The following is a 15335-nucleotide window of genomic DNA, read 5'->3' on the forward strand; positions in this document are numbered from 1 at the left end:
CGAAGTATTACGAATTATCTTAAATCCATCCAGCGCCGAGTACCAAAAAATTTACAGGAATCAGCAGCAATATTAGCTGCTAGTGCCAGTGCATCAGTAAAGCTTTCCCTTAAAATGTAATGACAAAAAGCACCGTGGAAAATATCTCCAGCCCCTAACGTATCAACTGCTTGAATCTGCGGCACATCTACGATACCAGTTTTAGTGCCACTCAAGTATTCAATTGGTTCTTGTCCGTGGGTAATGGCGATGTGAGGAATGTCAAATCCACTGAGATAGCTAAAAACGTCTTCTCCACTTTGGCAGTTGGGGGGATAAAAATTAGCTGAACAGATTGCATAATCTACAAATGGTAGAATTTGCTCAAATCCCGGCTTCCAACTACCACCATCGATTACCACTGGGATATTCTTGGCTTTAGCCATTTGAACGATGGAATCACCAACCGCCATCTGATGTCCATCAATCAGTACTATATCGACATTCTGCAAAATATCTGGCGGGATAGAGGCGCTGCTAGCTTGAGTTTTGACAGCATTGATCGAAACCACAGCGCGTTCACCTGTAGCTTGAGTGACAATAATCGAAGATACAGGCGGTACTAAATCAGTGATAGGCTCAAGGTCTGCGATCGCAACTTTATAATTTGCCAAGTCATCTCGAATGAGCTGCGTCATTGGGTGAGAACCTACTACACCTAAGACAATAGCCTGATTTGCCAAATAATTGAAAGTTACAGCCGCGTTTGTTGCTGGCCCCCCTGCCGCTACAGTATAGTCAGTAGCGACAATCTTTTGATTATTCTTAGGGGCAGAGTCAGCAAGGTAAATCAAATCTAAAGTTACTAAACCTACAAATAATCCACGATTCATCTGCTCTTTCGTTCAAAATTCAATTCTGAATTCTGGCTCGCTTCGACTCCTTTCGACTTCGCTCAAGGCAAGTCGCTCAGTGACTTCCTGACTCCTGAATTCTTTCTTGGGAAATGGATATGGCTCTTGGCGACTGACAACTTCGATTGCTGTCTTCAACCAATCAATATAAGTCTCTTCTCTTTGGATTACCAACTCCAGCACCAGCCTTTGCATCACCTGCTTTCGGTTGGCAGATTCATCACTCAGTGATGGTAAATCGATGGTTTCACATTCAGCCAGCTTTTTGCTTCGAGCCGCCAATTGTTGCTCTAGTAGGTGAATGATGGTTTCATTCGATAACTGATCTGCAAAATGCAACTGCACGAGTAAAGGTTCTCTGATAGTCGGTAAGGGCTGATGAATCCCTAGCCATCGGCTAAATTCGGCTTTCCCTGGCTCCGTCACACTGTAGACTTTGCGGTTGGGGCGATCGTGTTGAATCTCAATGTTACAGGTAATCCAGCCTTGCTCAACTAGCTTATCGAGAGTTCTGTAAATTTGTGCCTGATCTGCTGGCCATAAATGGGCAATGCATTGATCGAAGCAGGTCGTTTTGAGGTCGTAGCCCGTCATTTCTTGCTGCTGAAGAAGACCTAAAATTACATTTGCTAGCGACATGAAGATGGTTTTCCCATAATTGATACTTTCTCGCTCGGTTCTACACTATGTAGCTCTTATAATTTTATGTTAATATATGATTAATCAAATATAAGACATGACGTTTATAAAAGACATGCTCATTATAATGCTTCTTAGCAAGGAAACCAAATACATAAAAAACTCCATTCACAAGGGTATGGAGGAGAAGAAGGGAATAGGTTAAAGGTAACAGGGTACAGATCCCTATCACCTGTTACCTGTCACCTCTTCCCTAATCCCAATGCCCAATTCTCAATGCTTAGAAATTATTTAAGCCATTGAAGACTATTGTAACGAGAGGATAAGTAACATTGACTTCTAACACACTTACACAAAGAATACGTCAGCATCAATATCTGCGTGATTTACGAAACAAATTACTCGACCTTCACAAGATGTTGCTGGAGACAGAACGCATTGCCTACGAACAGATTAGTGGACGAGTATCAAGTGGAGAACTTCTTCAGCTAGTCATCGCTCACGAACAATTTGCTTGGCTACATCGCATTTCTGAGATGGTTGTGCAAGTTGATGAAATGCTCCAAGCAGACGAACCGATATTACTGGACGATTTCCAAAAATTGATTGCTGATGTCCGTACACTTATTGTACCGTTAGAGACGGGTAATACCTTCGAGAGAAAGTATTACAACGCTCTCCAGCGCGAACCTGGTGCTGTGTTGGCACACGCGGAGATATCCAGATTCCTCACGTCTAAGGTTTGATTGCTAATTTACCCAAACAGTGCTGAGTACAAAAGTAAGAATCGTACTCAGCACTTGGGCACTCATCAACTAACTGCCACCAAAGGCTGAGGTATTTCAGCTTTATGCCATACCGATTTCCCTGTTAGCAGTTCTACAACATCCATCCCATTCCCAATCACACCTGGTACACTCGGATATCCGGCACTTGCTCCGACGAAAAACAGGTTAGATAACTCTGTCGTATATCCCAAACGATTTAAACCAACCTGTTTGGGAATTAATTTCGCACCGTAAATATTACCCTGCGGCTGTCCTAGATAAAATTCGCTGGTGGTAGGTGTGCCGTAAACTTTCATCCGGGCGTAGTTGTCCACATCTGGAATCAAATCTCGCACACTTGTCATCATCTGCTGATAAACTTCTCGCTTTTTGGCTTTATAGGCTTTTGGATTAGTTTTGTGCAGATTTTCAAATGGTTTATAAGAACAGACAGTCGCAATCTCTAAAACGTGATGTCCTTTTGGCCCCATCCCTGGTTCGCTAGATTTCATCGTTGGACAAGAGAGGAAAATCCACGGATGACTGAAGTTACCTGCCAATTGTTGTTGATATTCTCTATTCAGGTCGCCTGTGGGATAATACCAAATATTCCAATTACCGATGCCATAACGTTGAGGATCGAAACGGCTATCTAAACCCAAGTAGATATTGAAAGCACTGGCTGAGTATTCGTAACTGGTTAGACGTTGATGCTCTTTGTGACTCAAAGCTTCAGAATCATGCATCAACTCCACTGTTAATTTGGGGTCGAGGTCGCTGATATAAGCTTTGTTGGCACAATAGCTTATACCATCGGCAATGACACTATGGACATTATGGTTGCTAACTTGAATATGGCTTACCGGAGTTGAGTATTTGATTACACCTCCACCTGCGGTAATGACGTTTGCAATGGTGTTAACAAAGTGTTTGAAGTGATGTTTAGGATAATAAGCACCTTCTGAGTAGTCCCAAGTTAGGGAAGTGTGCGTGAGTAGCGCAATTTCTTCTGGTGGTAGTGCATAGTCGCCACTTTGTCCTGCCAACAATGCTTGTAGTTTAGGCGATAACCCGACGTGGTTATACAAATCTTGTAGAGTCCAATTGCGCTTTAAAAATAAATTCAAATATTTTGGTAATTTTAACCAGTCAGACAACTTCCGATCGAACCAGTGTACTTCCTGCACTAGGCTGCGAATTTCTTGGTGGAGTTGCTGAATTTCATTGCAGTAACGGTTAATAGCATTAGCTTCTTCTGGAAATGTGGAGAGTAAACGCGATCGCAAACTTTCCCATCCCAAAGGAATTTTGAAATCTGCCTCTGGTGTAATAACTCGATCGATACAGTCAGGATCGAGGCTATTAAGGGGTACATCTTGATTAAGATAGTCGAGAAATTTACCTATAGTCTGACCAGAACCACATTGAGAAATGTAATGTACGTCAGCACAAAAACTATATTCCCCGTAATCAAAGGTGTGACAACATCCACCAGGTAAATAATGTTGTTCTAGAACTGCTACCCGATAACCTTGTCGAGTTAAACAGGCTGCGGCCGAAAGTCCGCCCAATCCGGCTCCCAGTATCACATAATCGAAGATTTCCATCTCAGTCTCCTTTGGCAATCTTGATTTCGGTGTTATGGTCTTTTATCGCTGTTTTTACCAGTAGAAATGCCAAAATACTCAGCGCTTCTTCAGCTAGCAGTTTTCATTCAATGAAAATTGCTAGAGAAACCCTTCGAGAGAAGGTGCAAATATTTTTATCGCTGATAGTAATAATTGCACCTTCACAAAATATTCTGATATTTAGCTGCGGCAATTTTGCCAACAACTTCACTAACATTTAGATGCCCTGAAGGATGTTAAGTGTTCACTGATTTAATTTAAAGTAACCGCAAAAAAACCTAGCTTAAAATCCCTGTTGAAGCTTGCAGATAGTTAGCAGGCGATAATTTAAGACTTTAAGCCCTTGCTTTTTATCCTTTATGTATTAATTTTATTTAAACTATCAAAACTTGTTTGAAAATGGTTGCTTTTCTTCATAAAAACTTACTAAAGTATTAATTAGCTAAAACTATATAGAGAAGCAAATAAAAAATAATAACTCCTAATTCCTAACTCCTAACTCCTAACTAATAATTAATGACTAACGATCCATTTGCACCAGTTATCGGACAACAGCAAGCTGTAGAATTACTCACTCAGGCTGTCAGACAAAACCGGGTTCCTCCAGCCTACTTATTTGTGGGGCCAGATGGTGTAGGCAGGAGTTTAGCAGCCAGATGCTTTGTGGAATTGCTATTTTCTAGTGGCATGGAAGTCACTGCATCTTTGCAAAACCGTTTGCGTCAAGGGAACCATCCAGCTTTATTGTGGGTGCAACCAACATACCAATACCAGGGACAACGATTAACAGCAGCAGAAGCAGCCGAAAAAGGACTCAAGCGTAAAGCACCACCTGTAATTAGACTAGAGCAAATTCGGGAAATTACCGAGTTTTTAGGTCGTCCGCCTTTGGAAGCGCCGAGGAATGTGGTAGTGCTGGAAGAAGCGCAAACAATGGCAGAAGCCGCAGCGAATGCTTTACTTAAAACCTTGGAAGAACCGGGACAGGCGACATTAATTTTAATTGCACCGACACCTGAATCTGTGTTGCCGACTTTGGTATCACGCTGTCAACGTATTCCTTTTTATCGCTTAAATGCAGAGTCTTTGGCTGTTGTACTCACACAAACAGGCCATCAGGAAATTTTACAAAATCAGGCAGTATTGAGCATAGCAGCTGGTAGTGCTGGAAGTGCGATCGCATCTTATGAACAATTACAAGCAATTCCCCGTGAGTTACTCGAAGACTTGAAAAAAGCGCCTAAATCTTACCGTAACGCCTTAGAGTTAGCCAAAAAAATTGATAAGGATTTAGATACAGAAGCGCAACTGTGGTTAGTTGATTATCTTCAGCAATTTTACTGGCAGCAATGGCATCAACCTAGTATCATTAACCAGCTAGAACAATCTCGAAAATACTTGCTTGCTTACGCTCAACCACGGCTAGTTTGGGAATGTCTGCTTTTATCTGTGTATCAAAAATCAAATTCTATTTCTCCTACTCATCGCTGAGTAAGATTGTATTTCTATAGTTCCTCATCAAAGTCTCAGTACAATANNNNATTAATTCGTAGCGAAATAAATTAGGNCAAAACTCTGCGTTACTTTGCGTCCCTCTGCGTTTCAAAATATTACANATGTCTTCTTCATCGTCTATCGTCAAGTTCATAGCGAGTGAAGGTATTGTAATAAAAGCGATTCCTGGATAAAACAAAAAGTTTATATGACCTCAGTTTCTCCTCACAAAAAAGCCAGAGCCTTAAAACCTACCAGCCGCCGCCCTGCAAAGGAACTCTGTAGCGAGTGCGGACTATGCGATACATACTATATTCACTATGTCAAGGAAGCTTGCGCTTTTATTAATCAGCAAATAGGCGAACTAGAAGTTGAAACACACACGCGATCGCGCCATCTGGAAAACCCCGATGAACTCTACTTTGGTGTTCATCAAGACATGATAGCTGCGAAGAAACAGCAGCCCATCGAAGGCGCACAATGGACAGGTATTGTGAGCAGCATTGCCATTGAAATGCTTAATCGCGGCTTAGTTGAAGGTGTCGTCTGCGTGCAAAACACCAAAGAAGACCGCTTTCAACCCATGCCCGTCATCGCCCGTACCCCAGAAGAAATACTAGCAGCGCGGGTAAATAAACCAACCCTTTCTCCAAACCTTTCCATATTAGAACAGGTGGAAAAATCGGGGATGAAGCGGCTGTTGGTAATTGGTGTTGGTTGCCAAATCCAGGCATTACGAGCCGTAGAAAAACAACTTGGTTTAGAAAAGCTGTATGTTTTAGGTACGCCCTGCGTAGATAACGTTAACCGCGCCGGATTGCAAAAATTCTTAGAAACCACCAGCCGATCGCCTGACACAGTTGTGCATTACGAATTTATGCAAGACTTTCGGGTTCACTTCAAACATGAAGATGGATCATCAGAAACAGTGCCTTTCTTTGGCTTGAAGACCAACAAACTCAAAGATGTCTTTGCCCCATCCTGTATGAGTTGCTTTGATTACGTCAACTCCCTAGCCGACTTAGTTGTTGGTTACATGGGCGCACCCTTCGGTTGGCAATGGATTGTAGTTAGAAATGATACTGGTAAGGAAATGCTGGATTTAGTGAAAGACCAGTTAGATACCCAACCAGTAACGTCTAAAGGCAACCGGAAAGAAGCCGTACAACAAAGTATTCCCGCTTACGATAAAGGCGTAACTCTGCCGATGTGGGCAGCAAAACTGATGGGTGTGGTAATCGAAAAAATCGGCCCCAAGGGTCTAGAATATGCGCGATTTTCCATTGATTCTCACTTTACTCGGAATTATTTATATGTGAAGCGCAATCATCCAGAGAAATTAGAAGCGCACGTTCCAGAGTTTGCCAAGCGTATTGTTGGACAATATAAATTACCAGAATAGGGGAAAGGGGAAAGGGGAAAGGGGAAAGGGGAAAGGGGAAAGGTGATAGAAAATAATTTGTACCCTGTAACCTGTACCCTATTCCCTTCTTCACTCCTCACTAGACTTCTTGGCATTTGTCGGGATAAGGGGCAGGGGAAAGGTTTGTTATTTTCCCTTTCCCCTTTAACCTTTACCCTTTTCCCCTCTCTTGCAAAAAGCACTTTTGCAAAAGGTCTACTGCTGACTCAACTCGATAACATTCCCATCTGGGTCTTGAGTGAACAGGGCAGCGCGACCAGAGGCGCTAGCTTGAATGGGATAATTATGATTGAGAAATTCCTGTTTGGCGGCGTCTAAGTCAATTACTGTGAAGGCGACATGGGGATTACGTCCCCATTTTTCGTTTGGGTTTTCCGTGGGGACATTGGTTGCAACTATCAGGTGAATTTGATAGTCACCGACTTGATACCATGCACCAGGGTAGTTTAGGGAACGATCTATTTTGGATAATCCCAATACTTTGCCATAAAAATATTCAGAGCGTTCTAAGTCAGTCACAAGAATCGCTGTATGGAGACTTTGGGTAATCTGCATTGTCGGTAAGATGCGATCGCGTTTATTTAGATTTTGGCGTAGTTTGAACTTTTTCGGAAGGTGAGGGTGGCAGGAAGCATTAATAACCAACGTCTAATGACAAATGACAAATACCATTACAAACTTAAAGGCAGTTGAACTGTAAACGTTGTCCAGCCCTGAGAACTGGTAACTTCAATCGTGCCTTGGAGATATTCTATTAACTTCTTAACTAATGTTAAACCTAATCCTGTGCCGCTCTGTTGCCAGCGTTCCCGTTTCGGGTTGCCGTAGGCATCGTTTTCAGGAATCCGGTAAAACGGCTCAAAAATTCGAGATTGTTCTTTTTTCAGAATTATCACCCCAGAATTGCTAATTGTGATTTGAAAATAAGGAACTTGAAAATTATGTAATACACCTGATTTAGCATCCTCATAGCTCGGACTTTTTGTGATATAAATTAGCTGAACTTTTAACACAATCTGTCCATCAGGCGGAGTGTATTTACAAGCATTGTTGAGTAATTCTGAGACAATTTCAGTCAGGCTAGCCAAGTCTGAAACTAAAGGTGGTAAATTTGGAGAAACACTAACTTGCAAAGACTGTTCTCTAGCTTTAGCGCGTTCTTGAAAATACTCGGCAATGTGAGGCAGCCAGTTTTGGAGTTGAATTGATGTTAATTCCAATGGATAGACATCTGCATCAATCATTCGTAGATGCAGCAAATTGTCTACCAAATCCAGTTCTTGTTCGCACTGTTCGCGCACAATACCTAAATAGCGGGCTACAGATTCAGATGGAGAAAGTGTGTTTGAATTTAAGATACCCTGTTGATCGAGAATATTTTCTAGCACAGAGATTGCCATTTTGATGTTTGACAAGGGCGTTCGCATTTCATGAGAAGTGGTTGCCAGAAAATCCTCTTTTAATTGGTTCAGGCGTTGAAGTTCTGCCACACGAATTTCTAGTTGTTGGGCACGTTCAGCTGCGAGATTACGTTCTTCGGTTAATCGTCGTTGCGTGTCATCTCGCAAAACAAATACGGCTCCTGTAATTACACCACTGCTATTTCTCAGGGGAGTAGCGCTATCAGCTATTGGTATAGTTATCCCGTCTCTAGCAACTAGTAGGACGCCACCGCCTAAATATATAGTAGTTTCTTGTTGGAGGGCTGCGATGATTGGATTTTCTATCGGTAGCTGAGTTTGTTCATCAATGATTTTGATAACTTCAGTTAACGTCTTGTCTTTAGCTTCATTCCATTGCCACCCTGTTAGGGTTTCAGCTACCTGATTGATGTATTTAATATTTAATTCAGTATCAACTACAATTACCCCATCGCCCATTCCTCGAAGCACAGAACTTAAAAATTGATCGCGATCGTAGCGATTTAAGGCGCTTTGAATGGCAACGTAAAGTTCTTGTTCTTTAATGGGTTTGAGAATATATCCAAAGGGGGATGTCAGAGTTGCTCGTTCGACAGTGCTTTTATCAGAGTGCCCGGTGACGTAGATAATCGGAATCTGCAAATGATGCCAAATTTGCTCCGCTGCCTGGATGCCGTCCATTTCACCCCGTAACCTGATATCCATCAAAATCAAGTTTGGGCGTAATTCCGTTGCTTTTGCAATTGCTTCTTCGGCAGAATCGGCAATATCTAAAACAACATATCCTAAAGACTCTAAAGTTTCTTGTAAGTTGATAGCAAGGATATATTCATCTTCAACAACAAGGACTCGAACTGTCTCTTTTGTCTGCGTGTTTGATGAGATGTCAATTATGTTCATGTCCGGCTGTTTGTAAAAGTAATTTTGAACTCTGTTCCCTGTTGAGAGTCAATTTCAAGTTTTCCTCTTAGCTGCTTGACTAAACCCTGGACAAGTGTTATGCCTATTGTCTTAGTTTTCTTACTATCAAAGTTTTCAGGTAAGCCAACACCATTATCTCTAATAATGAGTGTCAAAGTAGATTCGGATTCTTGATAAAACTTAACCTCAATTTTGCCCTCAATATTACCAACAAAGGCGTATTTCAATGCATTGGAAACTAGTTCATTGATAATTAAGCCGCAAGGAATGGCGGTTTCGATGTCTAGGCTAGCATTATCAACTTGAATATTTAGTTTAATCTGGCTGGAACTGACATTATAGGAATCAAATAAATGAGTTGTTAAATCTGGAATGTATTGAGCGAAATCAATATCAGCGAGGTCTTCAGAACGGTATAGTTTTTCATGAACTAGGGCAATAGAAGCAATGCGGTTTTGGCTATCGCGCAAAATAGCTGTTACCACAGGATCTTGTGTTCGTCTGCATTGCATTTGTAGCAAACTGCTGACAATTCCTAAATTGTTCTTAACACGATGATGAATTTCTTTGAGTAATACCTCTTTTTCTTTTAGAGAGGCTTTGATTTTTTCCTCCGCTTGCTTTTGCTCGGTGATATCTTGTTGGATAGCCACAAGGACGCTTCCATACTCAGGATGTTCAAAAACGGAAGCGGTAGCGCTACACCAGAATGGAGTGCCATCTTTTTTAATATTGTGGACTTCATAAATTGCTTCACGGTGTTCCAAAATAGCAGCACAAATCGCCTGACTAACATCTTTAGGTGTATGATGCTTATCACCGTAGTTGACAATTGACACATGCTGACCGATTAATTCACCAGGCTCATAGCCAAACATCTGGTAGAATTTAGGATTGGCGTAGACAAACACGCCATCTGTAGCACGAACTAGGCAAATTCCCTCAGCCATGTTGCGGGTAATAACTGCCTGTAACTCTAACATTTGTTCAGCGCGTTTGCGATCGCTGATTTCAACTACTACAATGCCCATGCTCATAGGTTCATCAGCTTCAGACTGAATTGGAAAATAGGAAGCTAGCCAAGTCCTAATTACACCCGGAAATTTTGGGGTTTCTCCCCTGACTTCCAAATCCAGAATCGGTTCACCCGTTGTTAAGACCTGTCGAAAGGCTTGATCTTGGTTCCGTGCTATATCAGGGACAATCTCCCACGTTGTCTTGCCAATATGCTCTGCTGCGGGAATGCCATTAATTTCTGCTAATGCTTCATTAATCAATGAATAACGCAGTTCCTGATCGAGAATGGTTATCCCAACAGGCGCATTATTGATGAAGGTATCCAATAACTTTTGCTTGTGAGCTAGTTCTCGCTCTAGAATCTTGCGTTCTGTGATGTCAATTGCCACCCTACCCACTAGCTTTTGGGCAGACAATCCGAGAATCGGGAATTTGTATACCAAGAACTCACCAAGGGAACCGTCTGGTCGAGGAGCAACCTCAATTGCCTCAATTACCTGATTTGTCTCTATGACTGTGCGAATGTGATCGAAATGCTGCCGAGCAATTTCATCTGGGTAGAGGTCAGAAATAGATTGCCCAATCACCTGTTCGGGTAGTAATTTAAATGTCCGCAGGTATGTTTGATTTAAGTAAAGTACACGCCCATCTGTATCAGTTATCCAAGCTAGCACTGGGCTGTTGTTCATAAATGCCTGGAATCGGGCTTCACTTTCTTGCAAAGCTGCTTCTGCTTGTTTCCGTTCACTTATATCAATAATTACTCCCAGCATCCGTACAGATTCGCCTGCTTCGTTGTAAACGCCACGTCCTTTCCCCGTGAGCCAGTGAACCCTGCCATCGGGAAAAATCACTCGATATTCACCTTGAAAATTAATATGTTGTGCCAGTGCATTTGATACAGCCTGTTCGATTCGGTCAACATCCTCTGGATGCACGCGATCGCGCCATAATTGATAGCTGGCTGCTGATATTTCTGGCTCTAAACCTAACAAACGATAATGGTTGTCGTTCCAGATAACTTCGCCTGTTTGAACATTCCAGTCCCAAAGACCGATGTGATTAAATTCCAACGTTAGTCTCAGTTGTTCTTCACTTTTGGCTAAGGCTGCTTCGGCTTGTTTGTGTTCGCGTAGCGCAGCTTGTTGCTCGCTGATATCCCGATGAGTACCAGTCATTCGCAGAGGATCACCATTTACATCTCGCATCACAACCTTGCCGTAGTTGGCAATCCATTTGCATTCGCCTGACTTAGTTTGGAGTCGATAGTCAAATTTGTACGGTGTTGAACTATCCTTGAGGTGATCTGTTAAGATTTTCTCCACCCAAGGTAGATCGTCTGGATGAGCTAATCGCTTCCAAGTACTGAAATTCTGTGGGAGTTCGTCAAAGCGGTATCCCAGCATTTCTAAATAGCGAGGGCTGTAATACACCTCTCCAGTCAAAATATTCCAGTCCCACAAACCATCCCCAGAAGCCTCAAGGGCTAATTGTAGTCGTTCCTCGCTTTCTCGGAGAGCTATTTCTGCCCGTTGCTGCTCTTGTTCACCATACTTCCGGGCAGTAATATCCGTGATTCGTACTAGTTGCATCACAGTACCAGCGACCGTAATTTGTTTGGCTGCGATGCTTCCCCAAAATAAATTGCCCTGCTTAGTCATGTATTCAACTTCTCGACTCCAAAACCCTTGCTGGTTAATTTCTTCCATAAAGGTGGCAATCTCATCGGAAGTGAACGGTTGTTTTTGCAGAGTGTTACCTTTAATGTTAATTAATTCGGCTTTACTAGAGGCTGCAAATAGCTCCACTGCTCGATCGTTACAGTCAGCGATCAGTAATGTTTTGACATCTACCAAAAAAAGTGCATCAGCGGATTCGTTATAAACAGCTTCTAGCAGGTCACGACTACGGATGATTTCTAACTCGGTTTGTTTGCGTTCTGTAATATCTATAACCGCTCCCAATAGCTTAAATGGCTGCCCTTGAGCGTCATAAGCTATCTCTGCTTTCGACTCAACGTACCGCACCGAACCATCAGGTCGGATAATTCGATACTCAAGATTGAAAGGTGTTATTGGGGCGTAGGCGTTGCCCTTGGTAGACATCATCTTTTCGAGTTGGGCCTTGACCAAGGCGCGATCATCGGGATGAATTATTTGGAGAAATTCCGCTTGGTCGGGTTCGCCTTGAGTGGGATTTAGACCAGAGATGCGAAAGGTTTCCATTGACCAGGAGCGCTTTTTGGTTTCTAAATTCAATTCCCAACTGCCTACATGGGCGATTTGTTGAGTAGTGGCTAGCAGTGCTTCACTTTGTTGGAGTTTTTCTTTAGCCTGTTTGAGTTCGGTAATATCTCGCCCTTCTGGAATCAACAAAACAACTTGACCTGTCTCGTTTAAAACCGGACGGAGTGAAAAATCGATTGTTGCTACCTGATTATTTGCACCGAGAACATCAACTTCATAGCGGATAAACTCTCCTTGAGCTGCACGAGCGATCGCTTGTTTTAATTCTGCTTGAGTTTGCGGTGAAATCGTCCACCAGTGTGCTTCCCAAAAAGGGCGATTGATAACATTTTTAAGCTTCAGTCCGGCAAAATTTAGCGCCGTCTGGTTCGCCTCCAGTAAAATGCCATCTGGCGTTAGCAGTCCTATGAACTGGAAAGTGTTATTGAAGATGGCGCAAAAACGGCGATCGCTTTGGTGCAACTTGGCAGTGCGCTCCTTTACTTTGGCTTCTAACTCGGTGTTGAGGGTTTGGAGATTGTGGTAGAGTTCGGCTTGTTGGATAGCGATCGCTAGTTGCACCGTCAGTTGCTTGAGCAATTCCACCTCAAATTTTTGCCATTGTCGCGGGGCAGAACATTGATGTGCTATAAATAGTCCCCAAAGTTCAACTGTTTGAGTCTCCTTGCTCTCTAACAAAATCGGGACAACTAAATTCGCCTTCACCTGAAACTGTTCCAAAAGTTGAATATGGCAATCACTTAAACCTGCTTCGTAGATGTTTGTGGCTGCCCAAATTTTTCCTCGGCGATATTTTCCTCCCTGATTTTCCTGAAAACAGGTATCTTCAATCTCCAGTCCTAAGATTGGTGTCCATTGGGGTAATACCGACTCCGCGACGATGTTACCCCGCATTTGTGGCGTAAATTGATACAGCAGTACTCGATCGGCACCCAGTAATTGGCGGACTTCTTGAACACTCGTGGCAAGGATATCTTCAAGCTTCAACGATTGGCGAATATTAAGAGCGATCGCTCCTACTAACTTTTGTTTTTCCTGTTGTTGTTTTAGCTGCCGCATTAGCTGCATCTGCTCGAACGCCCCATGAACCGCTCGACGTAAATTATCAGAGGTCAATTTTCCCTTGACTAGATAATCTTGCGCCCCACTCTTGATCGCTTGGACTGCGATCGTTTCGTCTCCCTGTCCAGTCAATATAATTACTGAAGTTTGGTTGTTATAAGTTTGCCTCTGTAGCTGAGTGAGAAATTCCAGCCCGTCTAAATCTGGTAATCGATAGTCCAACAAAATCACATCTGGTATTTTTGCTTGACAAGCTTGTAAGGCCTTATTTCCAGACTCAAATTCATAAATATCATAAGTGTAGCGATCGTCCCGCTCTAAGAAGCGTCGATACAAAGCTCTATCTTCAGCAGAGTCTTCTACAAAAAATACAGTTGTCATGTTGTCGGCCTCCTAAGACAGCTGCGGGAGTGGGGAGATAGGGGAGCAGGGGGAGATCAACAAAACTCCAAACTCCAAACTCCAAACTCCAAACTCCAAACTCCAAACTCCAAACTCCAAACTCCAAACTCCTAACTCCCTAACTCCTAACTCGATAAACCCTAAATCAGCAAATTCGGACTTTTTCTCGATCGCGGACTACTATTTTTAGTCGTATAAACGCATAATAGAATAGTGACTGATCTGTTCGCCCCTTTACAATCTCTCAAACAAGGTGACTGGTTCAAGCTGATCTGCGGAGCCAGCTTCCAGCATTTGTTAGCAGTCAGAAGTTTAACGTTAGCCTATACTTTGGCGGGCGCTGACTGCATAGATGTTGCAGCTGACCCAGCAGTAATTGCAGCAGCGCAATCAGGGCTACAAGCAGCCAAATCTATGGCTAAGGATGCCCAAAAGCGAGGCTTTGACTACAAAGGCAATTTACCTTTTTTGATGGTCAGCCTAAATGATGGAGAAGACCCCCATTTTCGCAAAGCAGAATTTAATCCTCATGAGTGTCCTACAGACTGCCCTAGACCCTGTGAACAGATTTGTCCAGCACAAGCGATCGTGTTTGACAGTATCAAAGAAGATTTTTCAGGAGTAGTATCCGAAAAGTGTTATGGCTGCGGTCGTTGCATACCAATTTGTCCTTATGGTATAATTTATACAGCTTCATACGTGACAACGCCGAGAGCGATCGCGCCATTGGTAATGTCAACGGGAGTAGATGCCGTAGAAATCCATACACAAGTCGGGCGGTTGGCAGAATTTGAGCGATTGTGGCAAGCAATTTCACCGTGGGCCGATCAACTAAAGTTACTAGCAATCAGCTGTCCTGATGGCGAAGGGATGATTGACTACTTGAGAGCGCTGTATAACCTGATTGCCCCACTCAAAAGTGCTTTAATTTGGCAAACCGATGGTCGTCCGATGAGTGGTGATATTGGCGATGGCACCACAATAGCTGCGGTGAAATTAGGGCAAAAAGTTTTGGCAGCTAAGTTACCGGGATATGTGCAGTTAGCAGGCGGCACAAATAAGTATACTGTTGCTAAGTTAAAGGCAATGGGACTGCTGAAAAGAGCAGGGGAGCAGGGGAGCAGGGGAGCAGGGGAGAAGCGAGAATTTTCTGCCCCTCTGCCCCTCTGTCCCTCTGCCCCTCTGCCCCTCTGCCCCTCCGCCTCCATCGCCGGGGTCGCCTACGGTAGCTACGCCCGCGTACTGCTGTCACCAATTCTCGAACAGTTAGAGAATAAGGAGGTAAGTAACACCAATATGAAGGCGACTGTTCGCCTAGAAGAAGATGAAGTATTGCTTTGGCAAGCTGTAGAACTTGCCCATTCTCTCGTTTCCCAGATCAAGTCACAGCAGGAGCGTTAATTGCTCGTTTGGAAAAATCCC

9 protein-coding genes and 1 pseudogene are annotated in these 15335 nt (G+C 43.1%); 4 read left to right on the forward strand and 6 right to left on the reverse strand.

Annotated features, from left to right (window positions below; genetic code table 11):
- Window positions 1-14: 14 nt before the first annotated feature.
- Both QUD05_RS13370 and QUD05_RS13375 read right to left on the reverse strand, forming a co-directional pair.
- Window positions 15-872, reverse strand: coding sequence for a sugar kinase (locus QUD05_RS13370; RefSeq protein WP_289796481.1), 858 nt, complete (start codon window positions 870-872; stop codon window positions 15-17).
- A gap of 126 nt (window positions 873-998) precedes the next feature.
- A pseudogene (locus tag QUD05_RS13375) lies at window positions 999-1532 on the reverse strand (PadR family transcriptional regulator); the annotation flags it as partial.
- Window positions 1533-1864: 332 nt separating this feature from the next.
- On the opposite strand from QUD05_RS13375, the gene QUD05_RS13380 reads away from it, so the two are divergent.
- Entirely contained in the window at window positions 1865-2278 is a 414-nt protein-coding gene (locus QUD05_RS13380; protein ID WP_190240786.1) for a hypothetical protein, read from the forward strand.
- A gap of 65 nt (window positions 2279-2343) precedes the next feature.
- Here the strand turns inward: QUD05_RS13380 and QUD05_RS13385 are convergent, their stop codons facing one another.
- Complete coding sequence (locus QUD05_RS13385) at window positions 2344-3906, reverse strand: phytoene desaturase family protein (RefSeq protein ID WP_289796482.1); 1563 nt, start codon at window positions 3904-3906, stop codon at window positions 2344-2346.
- Window positions 3907-4443: 537 nt separating this feature from the next.
- Here QUD05_RS13385 and QUD05_RS13390 point away from each other — a divergent pair.
- Window positions 4444-5418, forward strand: a complete 975-nt coding sequence (locus QUD05_RS13390) for a DNA polymerase III subunit delta' (protein ID WP_289796483.1) — start codon at window positions 4444-4446, stop codon at window positions 5416-5418.
- A gap of 211 nt (window positions 5419-5629) precedes the next feature.
- On the forward strand, window positions 5630-6823 hold the full coding sequence (locus QUD05_RS13395) for a Coenzyme F420 hydrogenase/dehydrogenase, beta subunit C-terminal domain (RefSeq protein ID WP_289796484.1): 1194 nt from the start codon (window positions 5630-5632) through the stop codon (window positions 6821-6823).
- A gap of 216 nt (window positions 6824-7039) precedes the next feature.
- Here QUD05_RS13395 and QUD05_RS13400 read toward each other — a convergent pair whose 3' ends face one another.
- The 3 genes from QUD05_RS13400 to QUD05_RS13410 form a co-directional block, all read right to left on the reverse strand.
- Window positions 7040-7399, reverse strand: a complete 360-nt coding sequence (locus tag QUD05_RS13400; RefSeq protein WP_289799957.1) for a VOC family protein — start codon at window positions 7397-7399, stop codon at window positions 7040-7042.
- Between the two features lie 116 nt (window positions 7400-7515).
- Window positions 7516-9165, reverse strand: a complete 1650-nt coding sequence (locus QUD05_RS13405; RefSeq protein WP_289796485.1) for a hybrid sensor histidine kinase/response regulator — start codon at window positions 9163-9165, stop codon at window positions 7516-7518.
- Window positions 9162-13892 (reverse strand): PAS domain S-box protein, encoded by a 4731-nt coding sequence (locus QUD05_RS13410; protein WP_289796486.1) that lies wholly within the window; start codon window positions 13890-13892, stop codon window positions 9162-9164. Before QUD05_RS13410 ends, QUD05_RS13405 begins: the two co-directional genes overlap by 4 nt.
- Before the next feature lie 234 nt (window positions 13893-14126).
- Between QUD05_RS13410 and ldpA the strand changes: the two genes are divergently transcribed.
- Window positions 14127-15314: a circadian clock protein LdpA gene (ldpA, locus tag QUD05_RS13415; RefSeq protein ID WP_289796487.1), complete on the forward strand. Its 1188-nt coding sequence runs from the start codon at window positions 14127-14129 to the stop codon at window positions 15312-15314.
- The last annotated feature ends 21 nt before the right edge of the window (window positions 15315-15335 follow it).

Origin of the sequence: Nostoc sp. GT001, assembly GCF_030382115.1 — a bacterium.
GTDB lineage: Bacteria > Cyanobacteriota > Cyanobacteriia > Cyanobacteriales > Nostocaceae > Nostoc.

Coding starts and splice junctions, on each gene's coding strand:
- QUD05_RS13370 (WP_289796481.1), bottom strand. CDS start 872: ATGAATCGTGGATTATTTGTAGGTTTAGTAACTTTAGATTTGATTTAC.
- QUD05_RS13395 (WP_289796484.1), top strand. CDS start 5,630: ATGACCTCAGTTTCTCCTCACAAAAAAGCCAGAGCCTTAAAACCTACC.
- QUD05_RS13410 (WP_289796486.1), bottom strand. CDS start 13,892: ATGACAACTGTATTTTTTGTAGAAGACTCTGCTGAAGATAGAGCTTTG.
- QUD05_RS13390 (WP_289796483.1), top strand. CDS start 4,444: ATGACTAACGATCCATTTGCACCAGTTATCGGACAACAGCAAGCTGTA.
- QUD05_RS13405 (WP_289796485.1), bottom strand. CDS start 9,165: ATGAACATAATTGACATCTCATCAAACACGCAGACAAAAGAGACAGTT.
- QUD05_RS13400 (WP_289799957.1), bottom strand. CDS start 7,399: ATGCAGATTACCCAAAGTCTCCATACAGCGATTCTTGTGACTGACTTA.
- QUD05_RS13385 (WP_289796482.1), bottom strand. CDS start 3,906: ATGGAAATCTTCGATTATGTGATACTGGGAGCCGGATTGGGCGGACTT.